Consider the following 15,704-nt stretch of genomic DNA (forward strand, 5'->3'; position numbering starts at 1 on the left):
CGATGAGCACCGATACCGCCCCCGCCCCTGACCGCGACAACGCCGCCACCGATGACGGTGAACTGCTGATCCGCGTGCGCGGGCTGACCAACCGGTTCGGCGCGCAGGTCGTGCACGATGGGCTGGACCTGGATGTGCGCCGCGGCGAGATTCTCGGCGTGGTCGGCGGCTCGGGTACCGGCAAATCGGTGTTGATGCGCAGCATCCTCGGCCTGCGCACGCCCGATGACGGCCAGATCGAGGTGCTCGGCGTCGATGCCCGCTCCAATGACCCGGTCAACCGCCTGCATATCGAACGCAATACCGGCGTGCTGTTCCAGGATGGCGCGCTGTTCTCCTCCCTGACCGTGGGCGAGAACGTGCAGGTGCCGCTGAAGGAACATCACGGCGAGCTGCCCGAGCGCTGGCATTACGAGCTGGCCCTGCTCAAGGTGAAGCTGGCCGGCCTGCCGGCCGATGCGATCAACAAGCTGCCCTCGCAGTTGTCCGGCGGCATGCGCAAGCGCGCCGGCCTGGCCCGGGCGCTGGCGCTGGACCCGCCGCTGCTGTTCCTGGATGAGCCTACCGCCGGGCTGGACCCGATCGGCGCGGCCGCCTTCGACCGCCTGATCAAGACCCTGCAGGAAGCGCTGGGCCTGACTGTCTTCCTGATCACACACGATCTGGACACGCTGTATGCGATCTGTGACCGGGTGGCGGTGCTGGCCGACAAGAAAGTCATCGCCAATGCCCCGCTGCACGAGATCGAACAACTGGACCACCCGTGGATCCAGGAGTACTTCCACGGACCGCGCGCGCGTGCTGCGCGCGATGCAAAGCACGAGAGCGAGTAAGCCATGGAAACCAAAGCCAATTACGTCCTGATCGGCGCCTTCACCCTGATAGTGGGCCTGGCGCTGCTGGCCTTCGGCCTGTGGGCCGCCAAGTACTCCTCCGACCGCACCTGGACCGAGTACCGCGTAGTCTTCCGCGAGGCCGTCACCGGCCTGTCGGTGGGCAGCCCGGTGCAATACAACGGCATCGCGGTCGGCTCGATCACCGAGTTGAACCTGGTGCCGGACGATCCGCGCCAGGTCGTCGCGCGGATCCGCCTGAACTCCAACACCCCGGTCAAGACCGACACCCGCGCCAAGCTGGCGATCACCAGCCTGACCGGTCCGTCGATCATCCAGCTCAGCGGTGGTACGCCCCAATCCCCCGCGCTGACCGCGGTCAACAAGGACCCGGCCCCGATCATCCCGACCACCCCGTCGGCGCTGCAGAACATCACCGATGTTGCCAACCGCATCGTCGAGCGCATGGACCAGGTGCTCAGCGACCGCAACGTGGCCAGCATCAACGCGACCCTGGCAAATCTGGAAACCATCAGCGGCGGCCTGGCCGACCGTGACCAGGGCACCCAGGCGCTGCTGCTCAGCGCGCGCGATGCCGCGCGCAGCCTGGATGTCACCCTGAAGAGCACCAACGGCACCATCCAGCGCCTGGACAAGAACCTGGTGCAGCAGCTGCCGCCAATCCTGGACAAGCTGGAGACCACGCTGAGCAAGCTGGACTCGGCCGCCGGCAACGCCGACTCGATCCTTGGCGAGAACCGCGCCGCGATCAACAGCTTCGCCAACGATGGCCTGGCCCAGCTCGGCCCGACCCTGACCGAGCTGCGCGGCCTGATCCGCGACCTGCGCCGGGTCAGCGACCGCCTGGACAACAACCCGGCACGCTACCTGCTCGGCCGTGACGCACCCAAGGAGTTCGAACCCAAATGAGCCGCCCGACCTTCTTCCGGCCCCTGCTGCCGATCGCCCTGATCGCCGCGCTTGGCGGCTGCTCGCTGCTGGGCAGCAACGAACGCAGCGCAGTGACCATCTATTCGCCCGTGGTCCGCATCCAGGCTGACCCGAGCTGGCCGACCGTCGACTGGCAGCTGGTACTGGTCAAGCCCAGCGCCGCGCGCGTGGTCGACAGCCCGCGCATCAACGTGCGCCCGACCCCCTCCGAACTGGAGGTCTACAAGGGCGTGAGCTGGGCCCAGCCGGCCACCGACATGCTCGACGACGCGCTGGTGCGCGGCTTCGAGGACTCGGGCCGTATCAACGGCGTCGCCCGCGTCACCACCGGCATCCGCGCCGACTACAAACTGGCGATGGACGTGCGTCGCTTCGAAGCCGACTACCGCGGCCAGGCCACGCCGACCGCGCTGATCGAGGTCAACGCCAAGCTGATTCACGTGATCGACCAGCGCGTGGTCGCCGACCGCACCTTCCGCCAGGAAAACCCGGTCGGCAGCACCGAGGTCGCCCAGGTCACCACCGCGCTGGAACAGGGGCTGCAGACGCTGACCACGAACGTGGTGGGCTGGACGCTGGTGACCGGCGAGCAGGATCACGCCCGCAGCGCGGTTACCCCTGCCCGGGTGCGTTGATCCAGCGGAACGTGAGATTGAGGCGCTCGGCCAGCGGCCGGGCGCTCTTGGGCAGGGAATGCTGGTAAAGGCGCTGGGTCTGCCCGCCCATCACCAGCAGATCGCCATGGTCCAGCAGTACCTCGGCCTTCTTCGCATGGTCGTCCCGACGCCGCAGCAGGAACCGCCGCGCCGCGCCCAGACTCAGTGACGCGATCACCGGGGCCGGCCCCAGTTCGGGCTCGTTGTCGCTGTGCCAGCCCATCCCATCATCGCCATCGCGGTAGCGGTTGAGCAGCACGCTGTTGAATGCGCGGCCACAGAAGGTCGCCAGCTGATCGCGCAGCGGCAGCAGCGCCGGATGCCAGGGCTGCGGCACGAACTCGGTACCGGAATAGCGGTAGCGCGCGGCCGGGTCGCCCATCCAGCAGCTCAGGCGCGGGGAATCGACCTGGCGGCCGAACATGCGGATCTTGTGCACCTCCCATGGGACGTCGTCGCGGAGCGTGCGCTGGAGGGTGTCGGCGGCGTCACGGGAGAGCCAGTGGCGGTGCCAGTGCACCTGGGCGTCGGGGAGGTGGAGATCCATGGGGTGACGCTAGCACGCGGGGATTTGCCCGTGCGCAGGCAAACCCCGAGAATGGCGACCAACCCGTTGTACCGCTGGAGCCTGCATGCCTGCTGTTGTTTTCCCCTCGATCGAGGTCCGTCGCGCGTGAGCACGATCAAGGCCAGGCTGCGCCAAGCGGTCTTCGTCGCGCTGCGCGCCGGATTCCGGGTACTGCCGCTGTCCGATGGTCAGCGTGATCGGCTTCGCGCACGCTTCCTGCGCGACCACGGCGACTGGGTCCCGCCACCGCCCCGCGGCCGCATCGCCGCTGCGGCCGCTACCGCCCGTCGTCCGCTGCAGCGCGCCGATGAGGCTGCGATCGGCCACGTACCGCATCGGGTGGAGGCCTTGCCCGCGCAGCTGCCCGCCACACTCGTGGCGTTCTACCTGCCGCAGTTCCATCCGTTCGCCGAAAACGATGCGTGGTGGGGCAAGGGCTTCACCGAATGGCGCAATGTCACCCGCGCCCTGCCCCAGTTCGAGGGCCACCTCCAGCCGCGCCTGCCTGCTGACCTGGGGTTCTATGATCTGCGCAACCCGCAGATCATGCGCGACCAGGCGCAGCTGGCCAGCGAATACGGCATCGGCGCGTTCTGCTTCTACTACTACTGGTTCAGCGGCACCACGTTGATGGAAGACCCGCTGCGCCAGTGGCTGGCCGACGACAGCATCGACCTCCCGTTCTGCCTGTGCTGGGCCAACGAGAACTGGGCCCGGCGCTGGGACGGCCGCGACGAAGACATCCTGATCGGGCAGCAGCACAGCGCCGAAGATGACCTGGCCTTCATCGCCCACGTCGCCGACTACCTCCGTGACCGCCGTGCATTGAAGGTCGACGGTAAGCCCATGCTGCTGGTCTATCGTCCGCACCTGCTACCCGATGCACGCGCCACCGCCCAGCGCTGGCGCCAGTGGTGCCTGGACAACGGCATCGGTGAGATCCACCTGGCGTATGTACAGGGCTTTGAACGCCCCGATCCGCGCGACATCGGATTCGACGCGGCTGTCGAGTTCCCGCCGAACATGAGCAACCCACGCTCGCTCACCGCCGACCAGTATCTGATCAACCCGGATTTTGAAGGTGATGTGCGCGACTGGCGCGAGCTGGCCGCAGAGATCGCCGCGCGACCGCTGCCGCCCTACACGCTTTACCCCGGGGTCAATCCGGGCTGGGATAACGAAGCGCGCCGCTCCGGCAAAGGGCGCGTCTATCTGCATGCCTCACCGCGCGGCTATGGCGACTGGTTGTCTGCGACGATCCACCGGCGCTTGGCACCGGTGCCGGCCAACCAGCGGCTGGTCTTCATCAATGCCTGGAACGAATGGGCCGAGGGTGCGGTGCTGGAGCCGGATGCGCGGTTGGGGCACGCGTATCTCGATGCAACACGGCGCGCATTGAGAGAGCCGCAAGCGCCTGTTGCAACCGAGGCCTATGCAGTAATTGAGACGACCAACCCAGCTCGGCTTTCAAGCGCATTGGAGCAGTTGGGCGAGAGCCTGAGCATCCGGCGGATCTTCGTCGTCACCACGCGGGCAGCAAGCCCGGCCTTGGCGTCTCTCCTCGCTGGAAAGCAGCCACAGGGGAGAATCGAACTGGTGGTTTCGGACGCGGTGCCACTGGTGTCGTTCCTGCAGATCGTGGATCGCCTGCCTGGGCAGCAGCGCGCCTCGGTGCTCCGGCTGCAGTTGGACAAGGAAATATCGGCGCAGGACGGCGCACTGCAGAGTACGCTCACCGCTTTGTCAGGGTCTGCGACCGAGCGCGCTTTGGCTGCACTCGCCAGCGATACCTCTCTCGGCATGGTGTGGATCGGCACGAGCGATGCCACGCAATCACCCGCGGAAGCCATTGAATGGTCGCGCGTCCGCGCACGCCTTGGGATCACAGCTACGCCTCCCAGCCGGGCGCGTCCCCCTGCGCCAATGCATTACTGGATCAGGCTGCAGGCCTTGCGGCCGATCCTGGACGCGCATCTCCTGCCGAGCGAGCTGCAGACTGTTCCGGCAGGATTCCCCGCCATGTTCGCCCAGGTTCTGGAGGTCATGCTGCCCGAGGTGGTGGCCGATGCGGGGTTCACCTGCTTGGCCCCGCAGAGCTAGTCCACCGGGCAGGGCGATCCTGGCTGATTGCCAGGATCGCCCACTGGGTTACACGCCGTGGAACACCACGCCGGTCTTTGCCTTCAGCTCATCGATACCCACGCCCGGGGCAGACTCGACCAGCACCAAACCCTTGTCAGTGACATCGAACACGGCGAGCTCGGTGATGATGCGATCGACCACGCCCACACCGGTCAGAGGCAGATTGCACTCGGGCAGAATCTTGTGCTCGCCGCTCTTGGCAGTGTGCTCCATCAGCACCACCACGCGCTGCACGCCGGCGACCAGATCCATCGCCCCACCCATGCCCTTGACCATCTTGCCGGGCACCATCCAGTTGGCCAGGTCGCCTTTGTCGGTCACCTGCATCGCGCCGAGGATGGCCAGGTTGATGTGGCCGCCGCGGATCATCGCGAAGCTATCGTGGCTGCCGAAGTAGCTGGCACCCGCACGCGCGGTCACCGTCTGCTTGCCAGCATTGATCAGGTCTGCGTCGACCTCTGCCTCGGTCGGGAACGGGCCGATGCCGAGCAGGCCATTTTCGGACTGCAGCCAGACATCCACACCGTCGGGAATGTGGTTGGCGACCAAGGTCGGCAGGCCGATACCCAGGTTCACGTAAGCGCCGTCGGTCAGTTCGCGCGCGGCGCGTTGTGCCATTTCATCGCGGGTCCAGGCCATCTCAGTTCGCCTCCTGGCGCACGGTTCGCTGTTCGATACGCTTCTCGGGATGCGGGTTGTGCACGATGCGGTGCACATAGATGCCCGGCAGATGCACCTGATCTGGATCGATGCTGCCCACCGGCACCACCTCTTCCACTTCCACGATGCACAGCTTGCCGGCCATCGCACACGCCGGGTTGAAGTTGCGCGCGGTCTTGCGGAATACCAGATTGCCGGCCTCGTCGGCCTTCCAGGCCTTGACCAGTGCAATGTCCGCGCGCAGCGCAGTCTCCATCACGTAGTGCTTGCCGTCGAACTCGCGGGTCTCCTTGCCCTCGGCCACCACCGTGCCGTAGCCGGTGGCAGTGAAAAATGCCGGGATGCCCGCGCCGCCGGCGCGCAGCCGCTCGGCCAGGGTGCCCTGCGGGTTGAACTCCAGTTCGAGCTCACCGGCCAGGTACTGGCGTTCGAATTCCTTGTTCTCGCCCACGTAGGACGAGATCATTTTCCGGATCTGGCGGGTGGTCAGCAGCTGGCCAAGGCCAAAGCCATCGACGCCCGCATTGTTGGAGATCACGGTCAGATCCTTGGCGCCGGTATCGCGCAGCGCGGCGATCAGTGCCTCGGGGATACCGCACAGGCCGAACCCGCCGACCGCCAGGGTCTGACCATCGGCGACAGCGCCCTGCAGCGCCTCGGCTGCGCTGGCGTATTGCTTTCCACGCCGCTTGGCGGCACTGGTGTTTTCCATGGTTGCGCCCTGCTGATGAACAAACGCCCATTCTACCGGGAGGTCTGGCGTTGGCTCGGCTGCACCGCAGCAAAGCACCCCGCCGACAGAGCATGGAGCACCTTAGCCAGCGCCGCACACGGCTCGGCCTGGCGGGGCAGCTACAATTCCCCCATGCACGTTCTCCTGCCCTGCTCATGTCCCTGATGCCTTCCTCCCCCGTTGCCGACGCACCGGACCTCGCGCTGTGCGTGGATCTGGACGGTACGTTGCTGGACTCGGACATCCTGTATGAGTCGCTGCTGGCCCTGCTGGCGCGGCAGCCCCTGTACCTGTTCCTGCTGCCGTTCTGGCTGATGCAGGGCAAAGCCGCCCTGAAGCGCCAGATCGCCGCGCGGGTCACGCTGGCGCCGGAACACCTGCCTTACAACCCCCAGGTGCTGGACCTGCTACGCACTACGACACAGCGACCACGGGTGCTGTGCACGGCCTCCGATGCCCTGCTGGTCGCGCCCATCGCCGCGCACCTGGGCCTGTTCGAACGCGTCATGGCCAGCGATGGCGAGCACAATCTTTCCGGGACGCGGAAGGCGAAGGCGCTGGTCGACGCATTCGGCGAACGCGGCTTCGATTACGTCGGGAACGGCAAGGTCGACCTGGCCGTGTGGCGGCAGGCCGCCGGTGCCTGGGTCGTCAACAATGACGACCGTCTGGCCCGCGCTGCTGCGGAGCACACCCCTGTGCACGCGCATTGGCCCGCGCCGCCGCGTGCAGGTGCCTGGGTCAAGGCGCTGCGCCTGCACCAATGGCTCAAGAATCTGCTGGTGTTCGTCCCGCTGCTGACCGCGCACCGCTTCCTGGAGCCGCAGGCGGTGGTGCAGTCACTGTTGGCGTTCGTCGCGTTCAGTCTGTGCGCCTCCGGCGTGTACGTACTCAATGACCTGCTCGACCTGGGCGCGGACCGGGAGCATCTGCGCAAGCGCAGGCGCCCCTTTGCGGCCGGCCGGCTGCCGCTGCTGCATGGGCTGGTGGTCGCCCCGCTGCTGACCGTGGCCGGGTTGCTGGTGGCGCTGGCCTGCAGCCCGGGCTTCGCCGCTGTGCTGCTCATCTACTACGCAGCCACCCTGGCTTACTCGCTGCGACTCAAGCGCGTCGTCATGCTTGACGTGGTGCTGCTGGCCGGCCTGTATACGGTGCGGATCATTGGCGGCACGATTGCCATCAATGCCGAACTGTCGTTCTGGCTGCTGGCCTTCAGCATGTTCATTTTTCTCTCGCTGGCGCTGCTCAAGCGCTACACCGAACTGCACGCCATGCTGGCTCGTGGGAAGACCACGGCAAGCGGGCGTGGCTACGGGGTGGATGACCTGCCTTTGCTGCAATCGCTCGGGGCCGCCGCCGGTTACATCGCAGTGATGGTGATGGCGCTCTATATCAACAGCCCCGAGAGCATCGAGCTGTACCGCAATCCTAAACTGCTGTGGTTCATCTGCCCGGTGCTGCTGTATTGGGTCAGCCGGGCCTGGGTGATCGCGCATCGTGGTGACATGCACGATGATCCGATCGTGTTCGCAGCCACCGACCGTCCCAGCCAGATGGTCGCCCTGCTGTGCGCGCTGTTCGCGCTGGTGGCGATCTGATGCGCGACGACGGCGATTCCTGGGGGCGCTACCCACGCGCCGAGCACACCCATGTCTCGCTGCATGATCGTCTGCACGCATTGCCGGAAATCGCCGGCAGCGCGCTGCCCTATGGCAACGGCCGCAGCTACGGCGACAGCTGCCAGAACCCGGGCGGCACATTGCTGCGCACACGCGGGCTTGACCGATTCATCGCGTTCGATCCGGTGTCCGGCCGCCTTCAATGCGAAGCCGGTGCCACGCTTGAGGACATCATCTCGCTGGTGCTGCCACAGGGGTGGTTCCTGCCGGTGACGCCAGGCACGTCCCAGGTCACGGTCGGTGGTGCGATCGCCAATGACGTGCACGGCAAGAATCATCACCGCTGCGGAAACTTCGGCCATCACGTGGTCGCTTTCGAGCTGCTGCGCAGCGATGGCAGTCGCCGCGTGTGCCGCGCCGACGACGACGCCGAGGGCTGGTTCGCAGCGACCGTGGGGGGGCTGGGCCTGACCGGCCTGGTGACCTGGGCCGAACTGCAGCTGCGCCGCGTGCCGGGCACCAGCCTGGAGGTAGAGAACATCCGTTTCGGGTCGCTGGCCGAGTTCTTCTCGCTGTCCGAGGCGTCGGCGCTCACCCACGAGTACACGGTGGCGTGGATCGACTGCCTGGCACGCGGGCGCAGCCTGGGGCGGGGCCATTTCACCCGCGCCGACCATGCGGCGCAGCGCGCGGAGGAACGGCCGACGGCGCCGCGCCGTCGGCTGGCAATGCCCCTGACGCCGCCGATTTCGCTGGTCAATCGGCTCACCCTGCGTCCGTTCAATGCCTTGTACTACTGGCGCCAGCCGGCTCGGCGCAAGCGCTCGGTAGCGCACCTGCTACCGTTTTTCCATCCGCTGGACAGCATCGGCCATTGGAACCGCATGTACGGTCCGGCGGGTTTCCTGCAGTATCAGTGCGTGCTGCCACCGGCCACCGCGGCTGATGGGGTGGCGGCGCTGTTGCAGGATATCGCCCGCAGCGGCCAGGGCTCGTTCCTGGCCGTGCTCAAACAGTTCGGCGACACGCCATCGCGCGGCATGCTGTCCTTCCCGCGCCCGGGCACCACACTGGCCCTCGATTTCCCCAACAGTGGGCCTGCGGTGTTTCAGCTGCTGGACCGCCTGGACCGGATCGTCGATGCCGCCGGCGGCGCCCTGTATCCCGCCAAGGACGCGCGCATGTCGTCCCACGCTTTCCAGCACGCCTATCCGCACTGGCAGGCATTTTCGCGTTTCATCGATCCGCGTTTTTCATCCGGCTTCTGGCGCCGGGTCACGGAGTAAGCATGCAGAAGATCCTCATGATCGGCGCGACGTCCGCCATCGCCGAAGCGGTCGCCCGGCGCTATGCCGCCCGGGGTGCGACGCTGTTCCTGGTGGCACGCAACACCGCGCGACTGTCAGTGATCGGCGCCGATCTTGCCGTGCGCGGTGCGGCGCAGGTCCACGAGTACGCGCTGGACATCAATGACCTGGCCGGGCACGCCGGCATGATCGAACAGGCCTGGACGTCACTGGGGCGTCCGGACGTGGTGCTGGTCGCTCACGGCACCCTGCCCGACCAGGCCGCGTGCGAAGCCTCGGTGGAGGTATTCCTCTCTGAATTCTCCACCAACGGGGGCGCCACCATGGCGCTGCTGGGACCGATCGCCAACCGCTTGGACGAGGCCGGCGCCGGCACACTGGCGGTGATCACGTCGGTGGCGGGCGACCGGGGACGCCAGAGCAACTATGCCTATGGCGCGGCCAAGGCGGCGACCAGTGCCTTCCTCAGCGGCCTGCGCCAGCGACTGCACAAACGCGGCGTGGCCGTAGTGGATATCCGCCCGGGCTTCGTGGATACACCGATGACCGCGCACCTGCGAAAGGGACCGCTATGGGCGAGTCCCGACCAGGTCGCCAAGCGCATCGTCGGTGGCATCGGGCGCGGGACACCGGTGTTGTATGCACCCGGCTTCTGGCGTCTGATCATGCTGGTGATCCGCCTGTTGCCGCAGGCCGTGTTCAACCGGATCTCGCTGTGAGTACTGCCATGTCCAATGTGTTTGACCAGAAGATCGTCATTCCCGGTGGCGCCGGCCTGGTCGGCCAGAATCTGGTGGCCATTCTCCTGCGCCAGGGCTACCGCAACCTGGTGGTCATCGATAAGCACGAGGCGAACCTTGCCATCCTGCGCCGCATGCACCCGGCACTGGTGACCGCGCTGGCCGACCTGGCCGACGCCGGCGCATGGGAAGAGCACTTCGTCGGCGCCGATGCGGTGGTGATGCTGCAGGCACAGATCGGCGGCACCGATCCGCTGCCGTTCGTGCGCAACAACATCACGGCAACCCACAACATCCTCAGCGCGATCCAACGTCATGCCGTCCCCTACACCGTGCATGTCAGTTCGTCCGTGGTGTGCTCGGTGGCAGAGGATGACTACACCCGTACCAAGCGCGAGCAGGAGCAGTTGGTCGCCGGCAGCGGCATCGCCGCGGTGATCCTGCGACCGACGCTGATGTTCGGCTGGTTTGATCGCAAGCACCTGGGCTGGCTGTCGCGCTTCATGCGCAAGGTACCGGTCTTCCCGATCCCCGGCGACGGCCGCTTCATGCGCCAGCCGCTGTATGCGGGCGATTTCGCCGCCATCATCGCCAGCTGCCTGCGCTCGCGCATGGCCGGCCAGCGCTACAACATCACCGGCCTGGAGAAGGTCGACTATGTGGACATCATCGCGCAGATCAAACGCAGCACCGGTGCACGGTCGATCCTGCTGCACATCCCCTACGGCCTGTTCCACGTGTTGCTGAAAACCTGGGCGCTGTTCGACCGCGACCCGCCGTTCACTGCGGCCCAATTGAAGGCCCTGGTCGCGCACGACGAGTTCGAGATCATCGACTGGCCGCGCATCTTTGGCGTGCAGCCGACACCGTTCGCTGAGGCGATCCAGGCGACCTTCAACGATCCCGAGTACGGCGACATCACCCTGGAGTTCTGATCGTGAGCGAACGCATCGCCGTCCTCGGCGCCGGCCCGATGGGCCTGGCCGTGGCCTACCAGCTGGCCCGCGATGGCCATCAGCCGGTCATCTTTGAAGCCGACGACCGCGTTGGCGGCATGACCGCCAGCTTCGATTTCGGTGGCATCCAGATCGAGCGCTACTACCATTTCCACTGCACCTCCGATGCGGACTTCCTGACCGTGCTGGACGAGCTCGGCCTGGCCTCGAAGATGCACTGGACCCAGACCCGGATGGGCTACTGGTTCAACAAGCGCCTGCAGGCCTGGGGCAATCCCGTCGCCCTCCTGCGTTTCAAGGGGCTGGGTCTGGTGGCCAAGTTCCGCTACGGCCTGCACGCCTTCCTGTGTACCCGGCGCACGGACTGGGCCCCCCTGGACCATGTCGAAGCCAGCGGCTGGATCCGTCGCTGGGTGGGCGCGGACGCCTACGAGGTGCTGTGGCGCAAGCTGTTCGACTACAAGTTCTACCACTACGCCGACAACCTCTCGGCGGCGTGGATCTGGAGCCGTATCCGCCGCATCGGTCGCTCGCGATACAGCCTGATGCGAGAGAAGCTGGGCTACCTTGACGGTGGCTCGTCGACGTTGCTGACCGGACTGCATGCCGACATCGTCCAACACGGTGGACAGGTGCGGCTGTCCTCGCCGGTCCAGCGCATCGTGATCGAGCAGGGCAAGGTGCGTGGCTTGGAGGTCAATGGCGAGCGCTTGGCTTTCGACAAGGTGGTGTCGACCATACCGCTGCCGTTCGTGCCACGGCTGGCGCCTGATCTGCCCGAGGACATCCTTGCCAGGTTCCGCGCACTGAACAACATCGCGGTGGTGTGCGTGATCGCCAAACTGCGCCGTCGCGTGTCGGAGAATTTCTGGGTCAACACCAACGACCCGGACATGGATATCCCCGGCATCGTGGAGTACACCAACCTGCGGCCGATGGACGCGCACATCGTCTATGTGCCGTTCTACATGCCCGGCGAACACCCCAAGTACGCCGAGCCGGATGCGGTGTTCATCGACAAGGTGCGCCGCTACCTCATGCAGATCAATCCAACGCTGGTCGAGGACGACTTCATCGATATCCGCGCCAGCCGTTACCGACACGCCCAGCCCATCTGCGAACCGGGCTTCCTTGACCGCCTGCCGCCGCGCAAGCTGCCGGTGGAGGGCCTGTGGGTGGCCGATACCTCCCACTATTACCCCGAAGACCGTGGCATCTCCGAGAGCATCGGCTTCGGCCGGATGCTGGCCAGGGAAGTGGTGGCATGATCCAGGCGCTGGCCTCGCGACAGTTCCTGTTGTTCCTGCTGGTCGGTGGGTTGGCTGCGCTGGTCAACGTCCTGTCCCGGATCGGCTACAGCCACTGGCTGGGTTTCACCCCGGCCATCGTGCTTGCCTACCTGACGGGCATGGTGACGGCCTTCGTACTGGCCCGCCTGTTCGTGTTCAAGGAGAGTGCCCGCCCGCTCCACCATTCGGCGGTCTATTTCGCCCTGGTAAACCTGCTCGCCGTGCTGCAGACCTGGATCGTCTCTACCCTGCTGGCCTTCCACCTGCTGCCGTGGCTGGGGGTGGACCAGTTCAGGCTGGAGATCGCTCATGCAGTGGGCGTGGCCGTTCCGGTGTTTTCGAGCTACTTCGGCCACAAGTTCCTGTCCTTCCGTTAGGTGAAAACGATTCCCATACATGGGTACGGCTACACTGATCATCTGACTGTCAGAAGGACTGGAATAGATGACGCTCCCCGCATTCAAGGCATACGACATCCGCGGCCGCGTGCCGGATGAACTGAACGAAGACCTGGCCCGCCGTATCGGCGTGGCGCTGGCCGCGCAACTGGCGCCCGGCACGGTGGTCGTCGGCCACGATGTCCGCCTGACCAGCGGTGCCCTCCAAGATGCCTTGGCTGCTGGCCTTCGCGGCGCCGGCCGTGAGGTGCTCGATATCGGGCTGTGCGGGACGGAGGAGGTCTACTTCCAGGTGGATCATCTGAAGGCCGCGGGGGGCGTGATGGTCACCGCCAGCCACAATCCGATGGATTACAACGGGATGAAGCTGGTCAAGGAGCAGGCCCGGCCGATCAGCTCCGATACCGGCCTGTTCGCCATCTCCGACGCGGTCGAAGCCGACCAGGCGCCCGCCGCCCCGCCGCGTGCCGGCCTGCAGTCGCATCCGGACAAGAGCGCCTACATCGCGCATCTGCTGAGCTACATCGAGCCCAAGGCCCTCAAGCCGCTGAAGCTGGTGGTCAATGCCGGCAACGGTGGCGCCGGCACGATCGTGGATCTGCTGGCCCCGCACCTGCCACTGGAGTTCATCCGCATCTGCCATGAGCCCGATGGCAGCTTCCCGAACGGCATCCCCAATCCGCTGCTGCCGGAAAACCGCGAGCTCACCGCGCAGGCCGTGCGCGAGCATGGCGCGGACTTCGGTATCGCCTGGGATGGCGATTTCGACCGCTGCTTCTTCTTTGACCATAACGGCCGCTTTATCGAAGGCTATTACCTGGTCGGCCTGCTCGCCCAGGCGATCCTGGCACGCCAGCCCGGCGGCAAGATCGTGCACGACCCGCGCCTGACCTGGAACACGGTGGAAATGGTGGAAGAGGCGGGTGGCCAGCCGGTGCTGTGCAAGAGCGGCCACGCCTTCATCAAGGAAAAGATGCGCTCGGAAAATGCGGTCTATGGCGGCGAGATGAGTGCGCACCATTATTTCCGCGAGTTCGCCTACGCCGACTCCGGCATGATCCCGTGGCTGCTCATTGCGGCACTGGTATCCGAGTCTGGCCGCTCGCTGGCCGATCTGGTCGAGGCGCGCATGCAGAAATTCCCGTGCAGCGGCGAGATCAACTTCAAGGTCACCGACGCCAAGCGTTCCGTCGCCCGCGTGATGGAGCACTTTGCCGCGCAGTCGCCGTCACTGGATCACACCGATGGGATCAGTGCCGATTTTGGTGACTGGCGTTTCAACCTGCGCAGCTCCAACACCGAGCCGCTGCTCCGTTTGAATGTTGAGACCCGGGGCGACGCGGCACTGCTGCGGGCACGCACTGATGAGCTCTCCCAGTTGATCAAGGACGCCTGAGGCGAGCCCTCCACCATGCAGACTCTTCTTCCCGTCATCCTTTCTGGTGGCTCCGGCACCCGCCTGTGGCCGCTGTCGCGCGAGTCCTACCCAAAGCAGTTCCTGGCCCTGGCCGGCGAACAGACCATGCTGCAGGCCACGTGGCAGCGCGTTGCGCCGATCGCCGGCCGTGCGCCGCTGATTGTCGCCAACGAGGAACATCGCTTCGTGGCCGCCGAGCAGCTGCAGCAGCTTGGCGTGGAACCGCAGGCGATCCTGCTGGAGCCGGTCGGTCGCAACACCGCGCCGGCGATCGCGGTGGCGGCACTTGAAGCCACCCGGGATGGCGATGATGCACTGCTGCTGGTGCTGCCCTCGGATCACGTGATCGCAGATGAGGATGCGTTCCGCGCCGCTGTGCTGCGCGCGGTACCGGCCGCGGAGTCCGGCAAGCTGGTGACCTTCGGTATCGTGCCGACCGGCCCGGAAACCGGCTACGGCTACATCAAGGCGGCCTCCGGCGGCGATGTCCGCGTCGTGGACCGGTTTGTCGAGAAACCCGACGCGGAGACCGCGAGCGCTTACGTGCAGTCGGGTGAGTACTTCTGGAACAGCGGCATGTTCCTGTTCAAGGCCTCCCGCTTCCTGGCCGAGTTGGAGAAATTCCATCCCGCCATGCTCGCTGGCAGCCGAACGGCATGGCAGCAGGCACGTCGCGACAGCGACTTCACCCGTCTGGACAAAGAAGCCTTCGCTGCGGTGCCATCGGACTCGATCGACTACGCGGTGATGGAAAAGACTGCGGACGCCGTGGTCGTGCCACTGGACGCAGGGTGGAACGACGTAGGTTCGTGGACGGCACTGCGCGACGTGTCCGAGCAGGACGGGGATGGCAACGCGCACCACGGCGACGTCATCGCGATCGACTGCCGCAACACCTTTGCCTACGGCGAGCGGCTGATCGCACTGGTCGGGCTGGATGACGTGATCGTGGTGGAAACCGACGATGCAGTCATGGTCGGCAAGAGCGACCGCATGCAGGAAATCAAGCAGGTCGTCGCACGGATCAAGGCCGATGGCCGTCCCGAAGCGACCTGGCATCGCAAGGTGTATCGCCCGTGGGGCGCCTACGATTCGATCGATAACGGCGCCCGCTTCCAGGTCAAGCGCATCACGGTCAAGCCCGGCGCGACGCTGAGCCTGCAGATGCACCACCACCGCGCCGAGCACTGGATCGTGGTCAGCGGTACGGCCGAGGTCACGCGTGGCGAGGAAGTACTGCTGCTTACCGAGAACCAGAGCACCTACATTCCGCTGGGCGTGACCCATCGCCTGAAGAACCCGGGCAAGCTGCCGCTGGAGCTGATCGAAGTACAGTCGGGCAGTTATCTGGGCGAGGACGATATCGTGCGGTTTGAGGATACGTACGGTCGTACCTGATCGACGGCAGACAGATAAACAAAAACCCGGCCAAGGC

At 65.9% G+C, this 15,704-nt stretch carries 15 protein-coding genes; 12 read left to right on the top strand and 3 right to left on the bottom strand.

What is annotated here, in order from left to right; translation table 11 throughout:
* The first annotated feature begins 2 nt into the window (after positions 1-2).
* From K4043_RS14130 to K4043_RS14140, 3 genes are read left to right on the top strand one after another with little or no spacing between them, the layout of a single operon-like run.
* The gene (locus K4043_RS14130) at positions 3-833 is read left to right on the top strand and encodes an ABC transporter ATP-binding protein (protein ID WP_265309674.1); all 831 of its coding nucleotides are present in this window, start codon (positions 3-5) and stop codon (positions 831-833) included.
* 3 nt (positions 834-836) lie between these two features.
* On the top strand, positions 837-1,763 hold the full coding sequence (locus K4043_RS14135) for an MlaD family protein (RefSeq protein ID WP_019182569.1): 927 nt from the start codon (positions 837-839) through the stop codon (positions 1,761-1,763).
* Positions 1,760-2,419 (top strand): ABC-type transport auxiliary lipoprotein family protein, encoded by a 660-nt coding sequence (locus tag K4043_RS14140; protein ID WP_123731225.1) that lies wholly within the window; start codon positions 1,760-1,762, stop codon positions 2,417-2,419. The genes K4043_RS14135 and K4043_RS14140 overlap by 4 nt, the downstream gene beginning before the upstream one ends.
* Here K4043_RS14140 and K4043_RS14145 read toward each other — a convergent pair.
* A complete protein-coding gene (locus K4043_RS14145; protein ID WP_265309675.1) occupies positions 2,397-2,987 on the bottom strand; it encodes an alpha-ketoglutarate-dependent dioxygenase AlkB in 591 nt (196 codons plus the stop codon). The two genes, K4043_RS14140 and K4043_RS14145, sit on opposite strands and share 23 nt — an antisense overlap.
* Between K4043_RS14145 and K4043_RS14150 the strand changes: the two genes are divergently transcribed.
* Positions 2,955-5,108: a glycoside hydrolase family 99-like domain-containing protein gene (locus tag K4043_RS14150; protein WP_265309676.1), complete on the top strand. Its 2,154-nt coding sequence runs from the start codon at positions 2,955-2,957 to the stop codon at positions 5,106-5,108. The two genes, K4043_RS14145 and K4043_RS14150, sit on opposite strands and share 33 nt — an antisense overlap.
* Positions 5,109-5,156: 48 nt before the next feature.
* Here the strand turns inward: K4043_RS14150 and K4043_RS14155 are convergent, their stop codons facing one another.
* Together K4043_RS14155 and K4043_RS14160 are read right to left on the bottom strand one after the other, a co-directional pair.
* On the bottom strand, positions 5,157-5,789 hold the full coding sequence (locus K4043_RS14155; protein ID WP_265309677.1) for a CoA transferase subunit B: 633 nt from the start codon (positions 5,787-5,789) through the stop codon (positions 5,157-5,159).
* Position 5,790: 1 nt separating this feature from the next.
* Positions 5,791-6,522 (bottom strand): CoA transferase subunit A, encoded by a 732-nt coding sequence (locus K4043_RS14160; RefSeq protein WP_265309678.1) that lies wholly within the window; start codon positions 6,520-6,522, stop codon positions 5,791-5,793.
* Between the two features lie 185 nt (positions 6,523-6,707).
* Between K4043_RS14160 and K4043_RS14165 the strand changes: the two genes are divergently transcribed.
* The 8 genes from K4043_RS14165 (at position 6,708) to K4043_RS14200 (ending at position 15,667) form a co-directional block, all read left to right on the top strand.
* Positions 6,708-8,141 (top strand): UbiA family prenyltransferase, encoded by a 1,434-nt coding sequence (locus K4043_RS14165; protein ID WP_265309679.1) that lies wholly within the window; start codon positions 6,708-6,710, stop codon positions 8,139-8,141.
* Positions 8,141-9,448, top strand: a complete 1,308-nt coding sequence (locus K4043_RS14170; protein WP_265309680.1) for an FAD-binding oxidoreductase — start codon at positions 8,141-8,143, stop codon at positions 9,446-9,448. Before K4043_RS14165 ends, K4043_RS14170 begins: the two co-directional genes overlap by 1 nt.
* Positions 9,449-9,450: 2 nt before the next feature.
* Positions 9,451-10,188 (top strand): SDR family oxidoreductase, encoded by a 738-nt coding sequence (locus K4043_RS14175; protein WP_265309681.1) that lies wholly within the window; start codon positions 9,451-9,453, stop codon positions 10,186-10,188.
* Positions 10,189-10,196: 8 nt separating this feature from the next.
* Positions 10,197-11,144 (top strand): NAD-dependent epimerase/dehydratase family protein, encoded by a 948-nt coding sequence (locus K4043_RS14180; RefSeq protein WP_265309682.1) that lies wholly within the window; start codon positions 10,197-10,199, stop codon positions 11,142-11,144.
* A 2-nt stretch (positions 11,145-11,146) separates the two neighbouring features.
* Positions 11,147-12,433, top strand: coding sequence for an NAD(P)/FAD-dependent oxidoreductase (locus K4043_RS14185; protein ID WP_265309683.1), 1,287 nt, complete (start codon positions 11,147-11,149; stop codon positions 12,431-12,433).
* The gene (locus K4043_RS14190) at positions 12,430-12,831 is read left to right on the top strand and encodes a GtrA family protein (protein WP_265309684.1); all 402 of its coding nucleotides are present in this window, start codon (positions 12,430-12,432) and stop codon (positions 12,829-12,831) included. Before K4043_RS14185 ends, K4043_RS14190 begins: the two co-directional genes overlap by 4 nt.
* 67 nt (positions 12,832-12,898) lie before the next feature.
* Positions 12,899-14,248, top strand: coding sequence for a phosphomannomutase (locus tag K4043_RS14195; RefSeq protein WP_265309685.1), 1,350 nt, complete (start codon positions 12,899-12,901; stop codon positions 14,246-14,248).
* A gap of 15 nt (positions 14,249-14,263) precedes the next feature.
* Positions 14,264-15,667: a mannose-1-phosphate guanylyltransferase/mannose-6-phosphate isomerase gene (locus tag K4043_RS14200; RefSeq protein WP_265309686.1), complete on the top strand. Its 1,404-nt coding sequence runs from the start codon at positions 14,264-14,266 to the stop codon at positions 15,665-15,667.
* Positions 15,668-15,704 lie beyond the last annotated feature (37 nt).

This window comes from Stenotrophomonas sp. SRS1, from assembly GCF_026130205.1.
In the GTDB taxonomy this organism is placed as follows: Bacteria; Pseudomonadota; Gammaproteobacteria; order Xanthomonadales; family Xanthomonadaceae; genus Stenotrophomonas; species Stenotrophomonas rhizophila_B.